The sequence below is a fragment of the Yersinia proxima genome (assembly GCF_902170785.1).
Lineage (GTDB): Bacteria > Pseudomonadota > Gammaproteobacteria > Enterobacterales > Enterobacteriaceae > Yersinia > Yersinia proxima.
This window is the reverse complement of the sequence record NZ_CABHYG010000011.1, coordinates 441,916-461,565: the sequence shown is the minus strand read 5'-3', so window position 1 is coordinate 461,565 and position 19,650 is coordinate 441,916. Positions and strand designations below refer to the sequence as shown.

Below are 19,650 nucleotides of genomic sequence, written 5' to 3'. Positions count from 1 at the left end.
GGGCTAAGGGCTAAGGGCTAAGGGCTAAGGGCTAAGGGCTAAGGGCTAAGGGTATTATGGAGACAATGTTGTATGGAGACAAAGTTGTATGCTGGGATCAAACTGCAGATAAATGAAATGTAACTCACTTTGTACTGATCGATGTTGCATGGAAGATATTGTTCGCAAATAAGGTGAAGAGAGCCATGTAGCTACTTCATCTGAATGATGACATTCCGTCAGAGACAGAGGAAGGCTTTGATAGCATCATATTTTTACAGAAATAATAAATTAATATTATCACCTTTGAAGTCAAATACTTAACAATGAAAAAAATCATAGTAAAAACAGAGTTAATCAAGCTAGAAACCCTCGAACAGAAGCCTACTGGTTTAGAGACCGTCAGAAGAAAGTAAGATTTCAGTCGTAACACCAGCCAACGCTTTCTTGGACGGTCATTCCACTGACTACCTATTTAATTGATTAAGTCATGACCATTATTACTCTATCTCGACACCATCTCAGTTATCACTTCTGTGATATATAAACTCAAATGGTCTTTGTGTATTATTTTCATAAAGTTAAATTTATGAGTTTTAGAAACAACAGCAACAGCAACAGCAACAGCAACAGCAACAGCAACAGCAAATTAAATATAATCAGCACAATATGAAGAAATAAAGTTTCCTTTCAAAATTAAATCTGATCAAAACCGCAAATAGAATGCGACATAAAATTAACATTCTATTTTGTATAAACTACCAGAACGTTATACGGGAAGAACGGCACTTATGAGTTTGATCTTAATTCTTAATTTTTCCTTAAGTTTTAATGCGCTGGATTGTTTCATTCCACACAGACATTTGGACAGTACAACACCCAATAGCAGTTAATAGAATGTCCTACCAAAATGGTAGATCCTTTATCCAATTCACATTAGCAATAATCCAGTAAACAAACCTATTCTGTAATAAATCAAGCCATATCTTTATATTTCTTGTCATACTCGTCATGAATAGCCGTGAAATAAGATTCTTAATAAACAAGAACACTTCATACATAAGAATATATTTATTCTGTTCCAGGTAACGCTGTTATTACTGGCTGTTTCTAATGCCCAGATGACCATCACGGCTAACCTTGTTGCATCAACCTGCGATGTTAGCTTATCCACCAATAACGTCAATCTGGGTAACTATACAAAAGCCAGTTTACTTCTCTAACAACTACGATAGCCACCACTCTGAAACCTTTTACTGTGGGCGTGAATAACTACGAAACACCACTAAAAGGTAGTGATATAGCAAACTGAATCGATGTGGAGCATGTCACCTTTAATAATACTCCGATCAAAATCAAGAGCATTATAGCAACAGAGCCCTCAGAAGAGATTAACAATTAAATAACCCGACGATTATTTTCTGGTGGTACGAATCCGCCCACAGGAAATGCTACAGCGGCGGAGGAGATGTTAGTGATATTCAATTAATAAGGGGTAAAATATCTCCTTTGCAACAAACACTATCTTATAGTTCAGGTTAATATAGAAAGGTTAAGACTGAGTCTAATGCAGAAAAGATATTTTTTAGCCATAATACCAATTGACTCACAACCCATTCTTTAACTGTTCAAGTTTTAGGGTATTCCCTTCATGCTTTAGCTGGGAATGAATTACTCAACATATTTTCAATGGAAACAATGGCATAATAACATGAGGTAACACATGTCTAACATTATAATATTCAGCAAGCACGATTTAATTAGATTTTACTTTAAAAAACTAATAACGGATATCTTTGATAGAAATTTTGGAGGGCATGACACACAAGTAAAAATCTGCTATACACTCTTTGAGTTTAACACAGTAATATCTGAGACTGATAATGCACACATAATTCTTGATGCTGACAATATCGATAAAAGTGACATGCTTGATATGATTCTTGTTTTAAATAAAGGAAAAAAAAGGTTCAAACTATTTTTGATTTTAAAAAATAGAAATAGTTTAAATTACTTTTCTGAATTAAAAAAAATCCCTGTCGTTTTCATATGTAAAAGTTCAGCACAAGCTCTATTAGAAAAAACATTAGAGGATTTCATATCAAACCAGAGAATAAATGACGGCGAATTAAAATTAAATAAAAAATCAAAAAAACTTCATAAACTAACCAAAAGAGAAGGACAAGTGATATACTATTTATTAAAAGGACTATCCAATGGTGAAATAGCTAACATCCTTAGAATTAATTATAAAACAGTCAGTTCACATAGAGTGAGTATTTACAGGAAGTATAACGTTAATAATTCCATTGGGCTTTATCTGCATCCCGAACTCCATCGCCAACTTCTTCATACAAGTACACAGATAGAATAGACAGCGGCAGGGAGTTGATATAAAAATCGCGGCACCAAACTTTTATATCTGGCCCACAATCATTGTTAAAAATCGGTATATAAGAGTTTTCTATTGCAAATAGCGTAGCTATCTACTTTATATTAAAAAAAGCCATTTAACAGGAATTTTTAAAATCTCTATGTATTTTTGGCCGTCCTTGATATTGCAAACATGATACCAGCCATCGCAACTTTCGGGAGATACTAGCTAAATACAGTGTCAACGTCGGCCACTCCACATTTATTTTTAAGTTAAATGCTATACCCGAGGATGGGAAAAACCATATTAGCACTGCCATGAGCATTCAGCTAATTATCTCAGATATGTCGATACTCATTGGGAGTTTCCACGCGATACCATCACTTAGTGTACCTGTGTTACCTCCACGAATTCATTTTGAGGCCAGGTAAAATAGCTATTCATTTTCATTCCAAATGATAAAATCCGCACCCTATTTTAACCACGTATGGCAATATTCCTAAAACTATTAGTCCATCATTATGTAACTGATTATAGTGACCAACTAAAGCTCATCACCGCATTATAGGACATAGCCCCCTCGCCACTATTTGTAGTTGCTGCGATTAACACCGAACACATGACATAATCCCCCCACGAAATCATTCACCCTGATATTCCCAATTAACAAGAGCTATTCAGGAAGTCTGACATAAAGAGCACGGTAGCCTTTTTTATATTTAATTTTCCATTTTCATTGGATGACCGATGTTGTCCTGAGGTAAACATATCACCTCTGTTCAGGCGATAGAATTCAGTAAACCACGACATAATGACATTATAGCACCATAGCGACTTTTCGGTGCAATAGTAGTAGTTTCCAGTAGATACTTGTAACAACACGTCAAATCTACATGCATAAATAACATTCTGTCATTACAAGTCTGCCATTGAACAGAATTAGCTGTGAGCCGGTCAACAACAATAGACAATATCTCATCAAGTTCGGTACAGAACTGTAACATAATGCAGGGTCATAGCCTGAGAGCATCTTCATCAATTCCTTCCCATTATTTAGCTTATCTTACCCTCTTTAGTCAAATATGGAAAAACAGATGCGAGAAGGAATTCTTAATGTATTAGAAGCTAATAGCCTTACCGCTCGTGGTCATATTTGCTATTCGCCAATAAAATGGCATCATCTCGTTGGCAGGGATTCATTCAGAATATTATAAAGTCTGCAAACACACAGTTTATAGGGCTCTCACAGCTGCAGAATGATATTCAGATGGGTTTCATCTGATGAGTTTTTTGAAAAATTGCAATGGCGTGGATGCATTATGGAAATTCCAAGACCGAATACTGGGCAATCGGAGATAAAGTTAATTTATACATTTGTTTTCACACATATGTAATGACTTACGGGGAGGGATAAGGACAAATATTAACGTTAGATCTAGTGAAAAGTACTTCATTGTATTCTTAGCGCACACTTTCACTCTACTAGCCATCAAACTCCGTATTGTAGATAAAACTCAACCTATTGGCGGTATCACTACGAAATGTTCATTTTTTGAAATTAACAATATCTGATTTCGTTATTAATATTAAATACAGATGCAACCATATTTGTATATGTAATAAGTAAATTTTAATCTTCTAATAAAATAATTTTACTTGTTGTGTTTTTATTTTTAAATATACTGATTTTGCTTCAGGAGAATAATTGATATAGACGTATAGTAGTTTTATTAGCTTTATCTTTAATTTTTTTGTTATCTAAATTTCCCATATACTTAATCATAAGTAGGAGTCAATATGTCATTGTTAATTCAATATGATGAGGCCACAGAGAAGTCTTATGACTTAGATGGCTTTTCAGCTAAAACTGAGACGAATAATTATAGCTATACATCCGCACGTGTCGCGAAAAGTGTTTATAACAAATATAATGTTAAAGGGAGAGCTAAAGTTATAGGCTATTATACTGATTGGTCACAATATGATGGCCGACTAGATAATAATCAGCAAAAAAGTTTACGCGGACGTGGCGTTGATTTAGCTCTGGTTGATCCACTTGCTTATGACAAGTTGATCATCGGATTCTGCGGAATTGTTGGCGATCAAGGTGATAAACATCAACTAATTGCTCAACAGTCACCTTTATTTGGCCGTTTTTACCCAGGTGAGGCATCATTTATCGATGCTTGGGGAGATTGTCAGTCTTACCGTAATTGTGGATTTCCTGCTTATCAGGATATTCCTATGCCACAAGGTTTTAACCAGCTCAACGCTATGGGAGTACTCGGCGGGCTGAGAGATTTGCAAAGAAAAGCTCTTGAGCAAGGCCACGAACTAGCTTTATCTTTCAGTATCGGTGGTTGGACCATGAGTAATGCTTTCCATGACATGGTGAGAGATATTCATCTTCGTCAGGTATTTTGCCGTAGCGTAGTAGATATCTTCACTCGTTTCCCTATGTTCTCAGAAGTTGACATTGATTGGGAATATCCTGGTTCAGCAGGTAATAATAATCCTTTCGATGAAAATGACGGAAAATGCTATGCCCTCTTAATTAAAGAGTTAAAAGGTATGCTGGTTGCAGCTAATCGGCCAGATGTAAAAATAAGCATCGCCTGCTCTGCCATCCCTGCAATTATGGCCAAATCAAATATCCCAGAATTAATCAGTGCAGGTTTATATGGACTGAATGTCATGACATATGACTTCTTTGGAACCCCGTGGTCTGAATTAGTTACCCATCATACTAATTTACATTCAACACCCGAAACCTCCTATAGTGTAGAGTCTGCAGTTGACTATCTACTCGCACAAGGTGTACCTGCAGAGGCTATCAATATCGGCTACGCAGGATATTCACGAAATGCAAAAATGGCTAAATTAAGCACTCTATCACCGTTAAGTGGTAACTATAATCCTGGTGATGGCAATACTACTGGCACATTTGATTCTGGTTCAACTGAATGGTATGACATAATCAATAATTATTTAGACCTGGAGAACAGAAAAGGAAGAAATGGTTTTAACTTATATACAGATGAAGTGGCGGATGCTGATTACTTATATAATCCAGAGTCCTCACTGTTTATTTCGATTGATACTCCTCGAACCGTTAAAGCAAAAGCGGAATATGTAAAAAATAAAAATTTGGGAGGCATCTTTACCTGGACAGCCGATCAAGACCAAGGATTACTTGTTAATGCTGCACGCGAGGGGCTAGAGTGCCCTGTTGTTAAGCAAAACATTGATATGTCACCTTTCTATTTTAAAGGTATCAATGTCACTCCGTCACCAATTGAAGCAATAAGAACGGTAATCACGGGGCCTACTATTTCCAAAATAGGAGACAAAGTGACTCTTTCAGGTGAAAACAGCTCATCTGCCACCCCAGGATCATTGCAGTTCACTTGGATAACTCCAGACTCTGTAAATCCAGATGCCAAGGACAAATCTGTCATTAGTTTCATTGTCCCATCAGTTAACAGCTCAATGGAAAAACTTCAGTTTATGCTTTCTGTAACTGATGGCGTTGACCATGCTACTGTATCGCACTCTATTTCTGTAGTATCACCTCCAGATTATCCAGAGTGGCAAAAAGAGGCGACTTATATTGCTTCTGATCGAGTAAGTTGGAAAGGCGATAATTGGGAAGCGAAATGGTGGACATACGCAGCTGAACCAGGAACTGCTGACCCCACAGATGCTTATCCATGGAAAAAATTAATTTAAAGTAAGATTTAAGTCCATGATCGATTGCTCGCTATTAAGCAGTCGATATAAATAATTTTCTTATAGTTTAATAAAAGTATTTTTATTATTTAAAGTTATAGATACCCAAATGAATAATAATATAAATTTAATATCACAATTACTCGATTCATCATTATCAAACCTTACTGATATGGGTTATGGAGCGATCGCTGGAATAATTGCATGGTTGCGTGGGAGATATCATTACAAGCCATTAAAACACTGTTTTTTTGATGCATTAATATGTTTATTTATTGCTTTTTCAGTTCGCGACCTACTCGTTTTCATTGATGTAACCACTGACCTTGCATATTTATCAAGTGTCACTATTGGTTATATGGGAACTGATTACATATCTAAATTAGTCAGATGGAGGTTTGGAGAAAAAAATATTAACATAGGAAAAAAGAATGATGAATAATTTCAAGCTAAGCAAAAGAAGCGAACAAAATTTAATAGATGTCCATCCGGACTTGATTAAAATTGTACATTATGCTCTGAAAATTAGCACCGTAGACTTTGGTATTATCGAAGGTTTACGTTCTATTTCCAGGCAAAAAGAGTTATTTACTAGTGGTGCAAGTCAGACATTTAATAGTCGCCACCTTTCAGGTCATGCCATTGATATTGCTGTTTATATTGATGGAAAAATAAGTTGGGAGTGGCAATATTATGAACGACTTGCTAACACAATGAAGTCAGCAGCTAAAGAATTGAATATCCCTATTGAATGGGGAGGGGATTGGAAATCGTTAAAAGATGGCCCACACTTCCAACTTCCGTTCAAAGAGTATCCGATATGAACTGGACTATTATTAAAATACAGTCCATAGCCATGATTTTTTTGGGAGGCTTTGCCGTTTTTCTCCTACTGAGTATAAATAGTCTTTTTAATGAGAACAAAAAACAAAAAGTCGCACTGGCAATGGCGAATACTAAGAATGAACTGCTTGCGGATACAATCAATACTTTTAGGATTAATGAGTCTGAAAATTGGGTTGTTACGGAGCGCTACTTATTACTTGATCAGCAACTAAAGAAGAAAGTCGATGCGGAAACGACACAACTTCAACATGCTTTATCCCGTGAGCAATGTGCTAATAATACTATCCCTGATAATATTTTTAACATCTTGCAGTAATAATAATGAAAGAAAACAAACAAAATTCATTTATAAGTACCCGGCAGATATATTACTAATCTCGTGTAACAAACCTAAATTATCAGGTAATACATGGCGAGACATTGCAATTCTCGCCAAACAGCGTGGGCTGGCTTTAGATATATGTGCCAATCAGATAGATGAAATTATAAAGTGGCGAAAGAACATAGATATTAAATCAAGTAATTAAATATTTTCACTAGTAGTACTAATGGGGAAATTGTGATTAAGCATATCCCATTCAACCAAAATAGAGTTATATCCTGCAACTATGCAGTTGCTATCAATCCAAAAGGAGTTATATATGAACGAAGTAAATAAAAGTGCAACCGGTGCTATATTTTTCCAGCAGAAAAACTTTAATGGCAAACCTCACAATTATAAAGAGCGTGAGATTGTCTACAACCTATCTCCGGAACTCAATGATAAATTCCTATCAGTTGACATTGCAGAATTAAGTATTGTTCACGGCTGGCGACATTATCATGATTCTCAGCCTGAACAAATCTATAAGGTGTGGACAACATCACAGCCGGATATCAGTGATATTCAAGGATTGTCGAAGTTTGTGACTGCACCAAAAGATACGGAGCTTCTGGCCATTAAGTTGACCAATAAATCACCAAGCAACAATCTGGACTATGTTTTCATTCAAACATATACAATTGATAATCCTGTGAACATTTCTGCTAATGGTGATTATGATATTATTGGCCTTATTCCGAATGATGGAAGAATGTATGTAACGTCAATTATTCTGTTCGATAAAAACAAGACTCCTCTGGAAATCGGTTCTGCCTATTTCATGTATGATACTTCTGCGAAAGAACTTAAAGCAGTTACTTATTCTGAAACTTTCCCTGCTGGCTGGGAACTGGTTAAAAAGACAGGATATCGTTTTGAACTCGTCATCAACAGTATCACTCAAAGCCGCAATGGCGTGGCTATGGTAAAGTAATAAGTAACTAATAAATTCGCCACATATATTATATGTGGCGAATTTAAGCCTCTCTAACAAAGTTTTAGCTCGCATAGGTCACAGTTTGCAATACTGATACCGAAGACATTATTGGCTTGCATGAATTTATCCAGCGTCAAAATAGACTTTATGCCCGTACCCTGATGAGCTTCGCGACTGATGAACCTTAAAAACTGGGCAGATTTTAGAGCGCCGCCTCATAAACACTTGCTCGGAAAATATACTATTTTTGGTAATGTCGCCTATTTATTTTTTTGATCTAAAAGGTCTTCCGCCGCCTGCATTCCCCCTATAGGTGTTATCCGTCAGATGTCGTTACAGGGTAAAGTATTTCGCTAGCATAAACGTTGTATGGGGCAGCGATGACAAATGGAGGAAACCTACACCAACATTAAAAGGTAGTGGAAATATCTATGCTGTGCGGTCAATACTGGAGGCCAAGCTATCAAGTTTCGGCTAACAGCCAAACGAAATTCCGCCGCTACACTGCGTTTATTTTGCAAGACTATTCGACACCACAGTAAACCTGCGAGATTAACCATTGAAAAAAGTGGTGCCGACAAATCCTGTAAAGAAATCATTGCCATCAGACAGAAGAAATATCTGAATAACCAGGTTGAATGAGACCACCGAAATATCAAACAACGGATATGACAAACTTTGGGATTCAAATAGTTCCGATGGGCCCAGATACATCTGGCCAGCATCGAACCACTACAGATGATATGCAAAGGGTAATATCAACATCTGCAAAATGATGAGTTGTCACCCGTGGACAAATTTTGTCTGCTGAAGGCTAGAAAAATCCACTGCGCAACGTTTACTAGCTTATCTACGTTAATACGACAGAACCAGATTGCTAACTATCAACTAGTCATTCTGGTACAACGAATAGTAAACAAGATGAGTGATTATATTATGTTAATTATCAGTTTCAATAATATAATATACACATCACATATTACTGCCATGTTAATTGTGAAGTTTATATAACAAAAATAAGAGGCCTACATGTTTCTATCAAGAGAACTAAAGTCATTCATATCCGTCGCTGAAGAAAAGTCAATAAAGGTAGCAGCAGAACGCTTGAATTTGAGCCCTCCCGCTGTATCAAGTATGCTAAAAAAAATGGAGGAACGGTTAGAAATAAAACTCTTTAAATATAAAAATGGGTCTATGGAAATGTCACGTGATGCTTTTATGTTATACAAAGACTTATCAAGTCACTATCACGGACTGTGTGAAATTGAAAGTAAAATATCAAGGAAAAACAAGAACATTAACATATACCTTGATAAAGACCTGTACTTTCTAGTTGATATGATTAGTTGCTATTTCATGGCTCTTGGTATAAGCGCAAAAGTTAATTTCTCTAATGCCTTATCCAGCTATATAGACTTAAGCATTAGGAAAACCATTAGTGATGAGAAAGATAGCAACACTGATTTAATTGACATAAAGTTTAGTTTGATCAAAAAGATAGGCAAAGAAGCCAATATAATGGTGCTTGACCCCAGATTTAGTGATATTAGTATTTTCCACGAATTGAAAAATGAAGTAACAAAAAAATATGGAATTGAGAAAGTGATATTTACTGAAGATTTCCATTACTTGGTTGAGATGGTATCAACGGGGTTGGCAGTTTCAGTACTTCCAAGTATCACTCACTTTTCGAAGTCCGTTAATCAAAGTTCATTAGAATTTGAGTTGAAAGAACTCAACCTTAAGCAAGCGATACATTTAAATAGTGACAAAGTGAAATGTCCATCTTTGAAATTAATAATTTCTGACTTCATCATTGCTCTTAAAGATAGATGTAACTGCAATTTATAATGAATTGTAGTCCCTCCGGTTATAGTACCACCCTCAATGAGGGTCTCCGGCCAGTTCTTGTCTCGCGTAGATAACTGGCGGCATATCGTCAAGTGAACTATGTGGGCGTACTTAGTTATATTCTGTGCGCCAATTTTTTGTTAGTACGCGAACTTCAGACAACCTTCTGAACAGATGCATATCGAATATTTCTGTTTACAGCGATTTGTTAAATCACTCAATAAACACGGTTTGCATTCCAAAGCCTTTGCCTGGCGTAACTTATAGAACATCAGCCAAAACCATATACAGGATATTGATGTGCTGGCTTTTACAATGCTTCGACCACCTGTATATCCCTTGCTGTGTTCAGACGGTATACAGCAGGCTTCGACTGAAGCACACAATCCGGTCACCCGTGCCGGGCATCATCAACCTCTTTAAAAACCCGCAAGGTCTGAGTTTCAGTAGAACATGCTGTCTTCATCATGCGCCATTGATTGTATTTTAACCACACAACTCCATTATGCAGCAAAGCTAAATTCAGGGGACTACAAAGGCGGCTAACTATTCTTATCATTTTATGAAAAATTTAATTTTTAGGGAGGGGGAGAAAAGTCCTCAGTGAGGCATAAATAACACACCCAATATTTACCTCTATTCAATTATAATGTCTCTATGCTATTTTATAAATTATATGAGGTTATCTTTTGTGTTAACTCCTGCTGAGGTATCGGTATTCAATACTACTGCTATCAACGTTGTTCCTAACTTTTATATTATGTTGATGAGGCAGAGCTGGTTATGCTACTTCCTCTGCATCTGTCACGATTTCAGTCACAGATTCGGCATCGCTGACATCTTGGTGGAGAGACATCTTAATCCTATTAGATATCTGCAACTGATCAGTAATGGCAAAGTTGAACAGAATAGTGTTGGTTTAGATAAAACAGTTTATGTAGCATATGGTTAAGATAGCATTCTTCAATTGCAACTGAACTTGGAGAACGAACACCACATAAAATAAACGCCTGCCCTTCAATATTAAATCAGGGGTAAACAGGTTAACTTGTGATATTTTTATTGAAGCCTGTGATGGAACGTCCAAAATACTAGTTATCACTTTAAAAATAATAGCTTTTAACGTTGTTGTATTTATAATTACATCATGAAAACTCAGCTATCCTTATGTCTGTTTGGCGTTAAGGTATACGACAACGATTTTATTTAAAGAAGAACCCATTTACATTTTTAAAATAACGAAAAATCAATTAACAGACAAAAAAAGAAAATAAAATCAATAGGTTAAAAATAAAACCCAATAAATAGCCAACAAAAGATTATTGATTTTATTGGGTATGGCTTTATAGTCGAGACATCACAAACATGCTTAACAAAAAGATAAATAACAATCAGTTACCAAAAAAGAAAGCAATTAAAGATAGGGTGGCATAAACACTGAGGTTAATAGGCTACTGGTTTATAAAATAAAAAACATCATTGCAAATAATTTAGCCATAAATCAGGTATTGCGGCAATCCTTGGGGCGTTTGGTGAACTGCATTTTTAACCGCCCTAATTATTATCAGAGAAGATGAATGGTTCTTTAATTGCTAACTACAATAATAACGTATATGAAACGCACACCGATTTGGGAATTTTCCCACAATGAAAAAGCTAATTCTTATATTGTATGTATTACATCAATACGATAATCACCTACTTAAAATAGTTTACTAAACCTGGTGGAATTAATGCATAATTTTTTTTGGACGAAATCATTCAAAACACCCTCGGGACGTAGGTTCGCAGTTGCATGCGCGCAACCGCGAATGTTGAAGACCATTACTTGGGTTAATATCCTTTTCCAGTTACTTTTTCCTTTAAGTTTATCTTTTACGCCGGTTATTGCTGCGGCACAAACATCAAAAGCAACAATAATAAATGTCACGACAGAACCTTATATTCTTAACACCAACGAAAATATAGAAATTATAGCTAAAAGATACGGTTTGACTGTAGATGAGCTTAAAAAAATTAATAATTATCGCACCTTTTCAAAACCTTTTAGCTCATTAACTACAGGGGACGAAATTGATGTACCCCGCAAAGTCTCACCATTTTCCATTGATAATCAAAAAAATAGCAACACAGACATCTCTCTGGAAAATAAATTGGCCTCTCATGCTCAAACCGGAGCCACTGCATTAGCCACCGGTAATGCGGCCAAATCCGGTGAACGCATGATCCGCTCTGCCGCCAACAATGAATTCAACAACCAGGTACAGGGCTGGCTCGGTCAGTTTGGAACCGCGCGTGTACAGATGAATTTGAATGACGATTTGAAACTCGATGGCAGTGCTGTCGATGTATTGGTGCCACTCTACGATAATCAAAAATCAATGTTATTTACCCAGTTGGGGGCCCGTAATAAAGATAGCCGCAACACCGTAAATATCGGAGCCGGAGTACGTACCTTCCAGAACGACTGGATGTACGGTGCCAACACTTTCTTTGATAACGATATGACGGGAAAAAACCGCCGGATCGGTGTAGGTGTAGAAGCCTGGACCGATTACCTCAAACTGTCTGCCAACAGTTATTTCGGTACTACTGACTGGCACCAGTCACGGGATTTTGTCGACTACAATGAACGTCCCGCTAACGGTTACGATGTACGTGCCGAAGCCTACCTTCCTGCTTATCCGCAGTTGGGCGGTAAGCTGATGTATGAAAAATACCGAGGGGATGAAGTGGCTCTATTCGGTAAAGATGACCGTCAGAAAAACCCGCATGCCGTGACGGCCGGGGTAAATTACTCTCCCATTCCATTATTAACCGTGGGAGCAGAGCATCGTGCCGGTAAAGGCAGTAAGAATGACAGCAGTATTAATTTTCAGTTTAATTACCGGTTGGGTGAGTCCTGGCAATCACATATTAATCCCACTGCGGTGGCTTCAACCCGCACACTGGCAGGCAGCCGCTACGATCTGGTGGAACGTAATAACGATATTGTGCTCGATTATCAGAAACAGGCACTTATTAAACTGACTCTTCCAGAGGAAGTAATGGGAGAGGCTTTGTCCCGTGCAACAGTCAATGCATTGGTGGTGTCGAAATATGGGCTGGAAAGAGTTGACTGGGATAGCGCTGGGCTAATTGCAGCAGGTGGAAGCCTGACACAAGTATCGCCTCAGAAGGTATTGCTCACATTACCTCCCTATCAGTCAACACGCAGTAACAACATCCATACCTTAAGTGCTGTGGCTCATGATCGGCAAGGGAATGCTTCTCCCCGTGTAACGATGCAAATTGTGGTCATACCGAGCACCGCTAAAATTATGGAAGCAAACCTGACTGTAGTCAGAAATAACGCTATCGCTAACGGCACAGAGACCAATGAAGTTAAAGCCATTGTTACGGATGCTGGCAATAATCGGCTATCGGGCCATGCGGTAAGTTTCAGTGCTGATAATGGCTCGATGGTCACCACCGTCATTGGCACTACAGGCGCTGACGGAGTAGCCACCGCGACAATGACGAATATGACGGCAGGCACTACCTCGGTGAAAGCTACAGTTAACGGTATGAACCAGAGCGTACCGACCATTTTTATACCGGACGATAGTACCGCTCAAATTACGGCAGCAAACCTGACGGTAGTCAGAAATAACGCTATCGCTAACGGCACCGATGCCAATGAAGTTAAAGCTATTGTTACGGATGCTGGCAATAATCCGCTATCGGGTCATGCGGTAAGTTTCAGTGCTGATAATGGCGGGATGGTCACCACCGTCATTGGCACTACAGGCGCTGACGGAGTAGCCACCGCGACGATAACGAATATGACTGCCGGTGATACCTTAGTCGAGGCTACAGTCAATGGTATGAGCCAGAGTGTACCGACCACTTTTATGCCGGACGACAGTACCGCTCAAATTACCGCAGCAAACCTGACGGTAGTCAGAAATAACGCTATCGCTAACGGCACCGATGCCAATGAAGTTAAAGCCATTGTTACGGATGCTGGCAATAATCTGCTATCGGGTCATACGGTAAGTTTCAGTGCTGATAATGGCGGAATGGTCACCACCGTCATTGGCACTACAGGCACTGACGGAATAGCCACCGCGACGATAACGAATATGACTGAGGGTACAACCTCGCTGGAGGCTACAGTCAATAGTATGAGCCAGAGCGTACCGACCATTTTTATACCGGACGACAGTACCGCTCAAATTACAGCAGCAAACCTGACGGTAGTCAGAAATAATGCTATCGCTAACGGCACAGAGACCAATGAAGTTAAAGCCATTGTTACGGATGCTGGCAATAATCTGCTATCAGGTCATACGGTAAGTTTCAGTGCTGATAATGGCGGGATGGTCACCACCGTCATTGGCACTACAGGCACTGATGGAATAGCCACCGCAACGATAACGAATATGACTGCCGGTGATACTTTAGTCGAGGCTACAGTCAATGGTATGAGCCAGAGTGTACCGACCACTTTTATGCCGGACGACAGTACCGCTCAAATTACGGCAGCAAACCTGACGGTAGTCAGAAATAACGCTATCGCTAACGGCACAGAGACTAATGAAGTTAAAGCCATTGTTACGGATGCTGGCAATAATCTGCTATCGGGTCATACAGTAAGTTTCAGTGCTAATAATGGCGGGATGGTCACCACCGTCATTGGCACTACAGGCACTGATGGAATAGCCACCGCAACGATAACGAATATGACTGCCGGTGATACTTTAGTCGAGGCTACAGTCAATGGTATGAGCCAGAGTGTACCGACCACTTTTATGCCGGACGACAGTACCGCTCAAATTACGGCAGCAAACCTGACGGTAGTCAGAAATAACGCTATCGCTGACGGCACAGAGACCAATGAAGTTAAAGCCATTGTTACGGATACTGGCAATAATCTGCTATCGGGTCATACAGTAAGTTTCAGTGCTGATAATGGCGGGATGGTCACCACCGTCATTGGCACTACAGGCACTGACGGAATAGCCACCGCGACGATAACGAATATGACTGCCGGTACTACCTCGGTGAAAGCTACTGTGAACGGTATGAGCCAAACAAAAGGTGTTAATTTTACTCAAGTTCTCAATATTAAAATCGAAACGACACAGAATAATGCCATTTCAGGAGAAGAAAGCAATACGGTCAAAGCCACTGTTTCAGACAAAAATGGTAACAGAATTAACAATGTCAAGGTTGACTTTACCTCTTCTGAATCATCTGGTATTACACTAACGCCGTCCAGTGGTATGACTAATTCAAATGGCGAAATAGTTTCTTCCGTGTCTAAAAGCGGTTCGATTGGCGGGGAAATCAAGATTACAGCCACTATTTCAGAACGCGGAGAAAATGACTCATCGCTTGTTAATTTCTTAACATTACACCCAGCATATAATGTTATCGCACCAGGTAATCATCCTTTTGCATATAAAGATAGGTTCCCAACGACCGGATATGCAGGTGCTGAATTCCAAATAAACGCAAGTGGAAATATAGCAGCAAATACAAACTATACTTGGACTTCAAGCGAAAACGCCTCGATGAGTGTTGATAATGAAGGCAATGTTACTTTAACAGAGGGTAATATTCGCAATAAACCAGTCAAAATAACAGCAAGAAATAATACAGATGCTTATCGTTATGAGTTTGAGGTAACTAGCTGGTTTATCACCCATGAAGATAAGCGTACAGGAAATTTCAATGATGCCCAAAATTACTGTTTTACCCAAGGAATGGTAATGCCTAAACGTGATCAATTGACTAAAGGTGAAGGTATACGTGGAATTGGTTCATTATGGTCTGAATGGCAGAAACCGGAAAACTGGTCTGGTAGTGCTCCAAATACTGCGTATTGGACTGATACTCAGCCACCAGCAGCACCGAGTAATAGGTATATGGTAGATATGGGTACTGGGAAAGGTAGTGAATACAAAACAAATATTGGCGCATATCTGGAGTATATCTCATGTATTAAGATTGACACCCCTCAGATAATGTAACTCAGTTGTATTAGCGTAGGTAAGTTAGTCAAAGTTAGCTGCCTGTTTTAGGCAGCTAACTGATGAAAGTACTCTCCTGGCTAACTTTTTGTACAATAAAGTGCTTGATTTACTCTTTATACATAATGTGTGCCAGTTCAATACCTGACGATATCGCCCTTGATTAATCATAAAGGCCAGCACTGTCCCAAGATTTAGTTTATCTCGACGTAATCAAGCATCAAACTGACTTTTATTTAATCGCTAAATATTGTAACGCCCTAAATCATTAACTACCTCAAAATTCATTTTTGAGACATTCAGGTGTTTTAATAAACTTTTTGATAAGGTGAATTTAGATTATATTAATTTGTATAATGATTTTCTTAATGATACTTTTAGTCACCCAGTATTTTTAGTTTGATTAAACTGGCGATAACATAATTGTGATGGGTATGTTTATCTCCAGGTTAGAAAGGGGAATATCTTAATGATTTTTTAATGTATCCAGATGCATGTTTTATGTCATTTCTGCAAGATATTAATACTTATGTAATATTGTATTTTAAATCTAATATAAAAAAACTCATAAATAATTTCATTAAGATATCTATTTATTAGAGCATTAATAGACTCATTCTTATGATGATGAATTACATGAAAAACAAAAGAATAAAGTAAAATGAAAAACTTACCTAAAACAAGTCAACTTAAAAATCTAAGGGCAGTAATTTTTACTGGAAGTATTCGTGCTGCGGCTAAAGCAACAAACCAAACACCTTCATCAGTGAACAGAAGTATACAGGGACTTGAAAATATTGTGGGGGGTGATTTGTTAAAGCGAGGAACAAATGGTATCCAGTTAACCGAAATGGGCAAGTTTTTTGAACCCTGCATGAATAAAGTCCTTAATGAGCTTGAACGTAGTTTGGATGATTTATCCCAGTTTATTAATGAATCACAAGGCGCTATTCGGTTTGGCTGTTCACATTTACCCGCTTATGGAGTTATGCCCGGCATCATTAAAAACTTTCAAAAACGATATCCTCAATCAAAACTAACAGTTGTCGAAGGACAATTTTCCGAACTTGTACAGTCAATTCGAGAAGGTAAACTTAGTTTTTTCATCGGGATAACAACGCCAGATATATCGCTAAATGAGTTTCATGTAGAGTACCTGACAGATACTCAGTTTTATGTTTTCTCCAGTAAAGACCATCCACTCATTAACAGTAGCTCATTAGAGGCTCTCAAGAATGAAAAATGGTATTTACCAGGGGCTGGAGCTGATATGTTTCGTTCTCTAGAGAAAATAATATTCCCTTATGGCGTTGGTACAGAGCACTCTGTTTTATACGGTGACTCTATTGCTATTGCAGAACAGTTGATTCTTAATGAAGGTTACATATCAATTGGCCCAAAAGAAATATTAGAAAATCAATATATTGGCAAGAAACTTTCAATTATTAATGTTTCAGAAGAACTTCCAGTCGGGCGTTACGCTATTATTATGAGACTAAAAATGAAACAAGCACCAATCACAAAATGGCTTATTGATGAAGTTCGGCATAGGTTTTTATCAGGAGAGCACTAGCCAAATAGAATATTTTTGGTAAAAAACAGATGAGATAATATATGAATAACACGATTTATATTTAGTGAAAATCATCTACATGATTAATTAAGCTCAGCTAGAATTATAAATCCTAACCATACATTTTATTAACATAGCTATAATTATAATCTTAGGGTAACGTATAAGTGAAATAAAGCATTACTGCTCAGAAGACGGGTGCACGGAGAGTCGGCGCAGTGTATTAAGGTCAGTTTTTGACATTACAGCTGCTGACCTGCTCCCCATTAATTAGTACACCCTGACGTTAGTAATATCTTCATAAAAAAATCGATCATAGGCTGAATTTACCTGCCGGGAGCTTAGGTTTATCCAACTGATGAACTCTTCGTGCTAAAAATAATATTTGGTACTTATCCGTTTTATACCTCGCAATAATCAATCTAAGTTGAAAGATAAAATTTACAAATCCCTCCTGCTCATTTAATGAAGCAGTGCCAACGATTCTGAAGTATTCGTCATTTTCCCCATCACAAAAGCCAGATTGGCTGCAGCGACCAAAGATGCGGCATGGGCGTCAGTGCTCATTTGCTGTGCATTCAACAATCCATTAGCAGCCTCGTTGGCGACCGTTATGGTACCGACACCATTGCGATAAGACTCCAGTGCGGCGTCATAGGTAATAAACGAGGTTTTCACCAGAGTTAATGCCGCCTGATTAGCTTCAAGCGCAGAACGTAAAGTATCTGCTGCGACGACAATTTCACGCACCGCCAATTCTTGCGTTTTCTTAAATCCTTCGGCAGCAACCGCAGCTCGAGATTCCGCCTCTTTCACCCGCGCGGCACGTATCCCACCATCGTAAAGAGGAACACTGACACCGACTAAAATACTGGAAGATGAAGTTTGTGGGCTAATACCCGGCAGGCCCTGAATATCAAAATGCCCATCACCGCTTGCTACCGCCCCGGCCAGATAGACTTTCGGCAAGAAATCAGCTTCTGTTGCTTTGATACCCGCCTTAGCCGCCTCGACCGCGGCATAGCTGGCCAACACATCTGGCCGCTGAGAGAGAGCCAGTCGAATCATCTGTTCGGTTGGTGCGCTCATCCCATCAGGTAAAGCACGATCTTCGGCATAAGCGACTTTAATATCCAATGAGGGAGAAACCCCCATTGCGCCCAATAATGCCTGATAAGCATCACGTTCAGTGCCCTTAGCCACCACACGACGCAACTCAGACTGCGCAACTTGCTGGCGTGCCAGTGCGACTTCAACTGTCGTCGCGATACCATTTTTGCGCCGTTCCTCGGCAGCATCTTGAATCTTTAGGCTATTTTTCAGTGTTTGTTCTGCTATCTGGCGCTGAGTTTGTGCCGCACCATATTGGAAATATGTGCGAGTGACATCATAAATGAGCTTCTGGTGCATACCATTAAAGGTCACATTGGCGGCATAAGAAGTCTGTTTAGCGGCATCAAGCAACGCGCTGCGCTGACCAAAATCAAAAATAAGCCACTGTAATGCCAAGGCAGGAACCACCGCACTTCCGCTGGTTTTCAAATCCTTTTCGTTGCCGATGGCATAAGGTAAAGGCGTGGTCGTACGCTGGTAACCACCAATCACACTGGCCGAAATTATGGGTAAAAATATAGCTTCCCCCATTCCGACCGCCAGCGCAGCCTGCCGTGCTTGTTGCCAGGCAATGCGGGTATCTGGATTTTGACTCTGGGCGATATCAATCAATTCAGGTAACGAATAAGTATGCTCGCTTTTTATGCTGGGTGGCGCTGCTAATTCCGCCACCAGCGGGTTCGCCGGCACAGAAAAATTGCCGCTCCCTATAGGCGCATTTGCATCCGCCTTCCAGGGTTCGGTATAAGATGCAGGTGCAAGATCCAAGCTGTCTGTAGCACAACCGGCGACCAGTATGCTCAGACTCAATACCGAGCCAGTCAGACCTATTTTGGCTATCCGGGCCATCAATACAGCGTGCGTCATCAT

Annotated in this window: 11 protein-coding genes and 3 pseudogenes; 11 read left to right on the top strand and 3 right to left on the bottom strand. The window is 39.0% G+C overall.

Translation table 11 applies throughout. The annotated features are described in order from the left end of the window. Window positions 1-1,702 precede the first annotated feature (1,702 nt). Entirely contained in the window at window positions 1,703-2,353 is a 651-nt protein-coding gene (locus FTB31_RS11005) for a response regulator transcription factor (RefSeq protein ID WP_077175263.1), read from the top strand. 589 nt (window positions 2,354-2,942) lie between these two features. On the opposite strand, the pseudogene FTB31_RS11000 reads toward FTB31_RS11005, so the two are convergent. Beyond that, window positions 2,943-3,068, bottom strand: a pseudogene (locus FTB31_RS11000) (IS3 family transposase); the annotation flags it as partial. Window positions 3,069-4,150: 1,082 nt separating this feature from the next. Between FTB31_RS11000 and FTB31_RS10995 the strand changes: the two are divergent. From FTB31_RS10995 to FTB31_RS10965, 8 genes and pseudogenes are all read left to right on the top strand, one after another. After that, window positions 4,151-6,082, top strand: a complete 1,932-nt coding sequence (locus FTB31_RS10995) for a glycosyl hydrolase family 18 protein (protein WP_227731375.1) — start codon at window positions 4,151-4,153, stop codon at window positions 6,080-6,082. Between the two features lie 109 nt (window positions 6,083-6,191). Next, on the top strand, window positions 6,192-6,524 hold the full coding sequence (locus tag FTB31_RS10990; protein ID WP_050077235.1) for a phage holin, lambda family: 333 nt from the start codon (window positions 6,192-6,194) through the stop codon (window positions 6,522-6,524). Continuing rightward, a complete protein-coding gene (locus FTB31_RS10985) occupies window positions 6,514-6,906 on the top strand; it encodes a M15 family metallopeptidase (protein WP_227731374.1) in 393 nt (130 codons plus the stop codon). Before FTB31_RS10990 ends, FTB31_RS10985 begins: the two co-directional genes overlap by 11 nt. Next, entirely contained in the window at window positions 6,903-7,244 is a 342-nt protein-coding gene (locus FTB31_RS10980) for a hypothetical protein (RefSeq protein WP_227731373.1), read from the top strand. Before FTB31_RS10985 ends, FTB31_RS10980 begins: the two co-directional genes overlap by 4 nt. Continuing rightward, entirely contained in the window at window positions 7,153-7,455 is a 303-nt protein-coding gene (lysC, locus tag FTB31_RS21640) for an Rz1-like lysis system protein LysC (protein ID WP_431333587.1), read from the top strand. Before FTB31_RS10980 ends, lysC begins: the two co-directional genes overlap by 92 nt. Before the next feature lie 114 nt (window positions 7,456-7,569). Beyond that, entirely contained in the window at window positions 7,570-8,223 is a 654-nt protein-coding gene (locus FTB31_RS10975) for a beta/gamma crystallin domain-containing protein (RefSeq protein ID WP_050077233.1), read from the top strand. Between the two features lie 435 nt (window positions 8,224-8,658). Then, a pseudogene (locus tag FTB31_RS21570) lies at window positions 8,659-8,868 on the top strand (DDE-type integrase/transposase/recombinase); the annotation flags it as partial. A gap of 387 nt (window positions 8,869-9,255) precedes the next feature. Then, on the top strand, window positions 9,256-10,077 hold the full coding sequence (locus tag FTB31_RS10965) for a helix-turn-helix domain-containing protein (protein WP_227731372.1): 822 nt from the start codon (window positions 9,256-9,258) through the stop codon (window positions 10,075-10,077). Window positions 10,078-10,110: 33 nt separating this feature from the next. On the opposite strand, the pseudogene FTB31_RS10960 reads toward FTB31_RS10965, so the two are convergent. Beyond that, window positions 10,111-10,338, bottom strand: a pseudogene (locus tag FTB31_RS10960) (integrase core domain-containing protein); the annotation flags it as partial. A 1,550-nt stretch (window positions 10,339-11,888) separates the two neighbouring features. Between FTB31_RS10960 and yrIlm the strand changes: the two are divergent. Continuing rightward, complete coding sequence (gene yrIlm, locus FTB31_RS10955) at window positions 11,889-16,094, top strand: YrIlm family inverse autotransporter adhesin (protein WP_320407163.1); 4,206 nt, start codon at window positions 11,889-11,891, stop codon at window positions 16,092-16,094. 661 nt (window positions 16,095-16,755) lie between these two features. Then, a complete protein-coding gene (locus tag FTB31_RS10950) occupies window positions 16,756-17,667 on the top strand; it encodes a LysR substrate-binding domain-containing protein (RefSeq protein WP_050077230.1) in 912 nt (303 codons plus the stop codon). A 462-nt stretch (window positions 17,668-18,129) separates the two neighbouring features. Here FTB31_RS10950 and FTB31_RS10945 read toward each other — a convergent pair whose 3' ends face one another. Further along, window positions 18,130-19,650, bottom strand: coding sequence for a TolC family protein (locus FTB31_RS10945; RefSeq protein WP_077175094.1), 1,521 nt, complete (start codon window positions 19,648-19,650; stop codon window positions 18,130-18,132).

What these genes read in the sequence shown, in the direction of transcription:
- FTB31_RS11005 (WP_077175263.1), top strand. Translation starts at nt 1,703, where the DNA reads ATGTCTAACATTATAATATTCAGCAAGCACGATTTAATTAGATTTTAC.
- FTB31_RS10995 (WP_227731375.1), top strand. Translation starts at nt 4,151, where the DNA reads ATGTCATTGTTAATTCAATATGATGAGGCCACAGAGAAGTCTTATGAC.
- FTB31_RS10990 (WP_050077235.1), top strand. Translation starts at nt 6,192, where the DNA reads ATGAATAATAATATAAATTTAATATCACAATTACTCGATTCATCATTA.
- FTB31_RS10985 (WP_227731374.1), top strand. Translation starts at nt 6,514, where the DNA reads ATGATGAATAATTTCAAGCTAAGCAAAAGAAGCGAACAAAATTTAATA.
- FTB31_RS10980 (WP_227731373.1), top strand. Translation starts at nt 6,903, where the DNA reads ATGAACTGGACTATTATTAAAATACAGTCCATAGCCATGATTTTTTTG.
- lysC (WP_431333587.1), top strand. Translation starts at nt 7,153, where the DNA reads ATGCGGAAACGACACAACTTCAACATGCTTTATCCCGTGAGCAATGTG.
- FTB31_RS10975 (WP_050077233.1), top strand. Translation starts at nt 7,570, where the DNA reads ATGAACGAAGTAAATAAAAGTGCAACCGGTGCTATATTTTTCCAGCAG.
- FTB31_RS10965 (WP_227731372.1), top strand. Translation starts at nt 9,256, where the DNA reads ATGTTTCTATCAAGAGAACTAAAGTCATTCATATCCGTCGCTGAAGAA.
- yrIlm (WP_320407163.1), top strand. Translation starts at nt 11,889, where the DNA reads ATGTTGAAGACCATTACTTGGGTTAATATCCTTTTCCAGTTACTTTTT.
- FTB31_RS10950 (WP_050077230.1), top strand. Translation starts at nt 16,756, where the DNA reads ATGAAAAACTTACCTAAAACAAGTCAACTTAAAAATCTAAGGGCAGTA.
- FTB31_RS10945 (WP_077175094.1), bottom strand. Translation starts at nt 19,650, where the DNA reads ATGATGACGCACGCTGTATTGATGGCCCGGATAGCCAAAATAGGTCTG.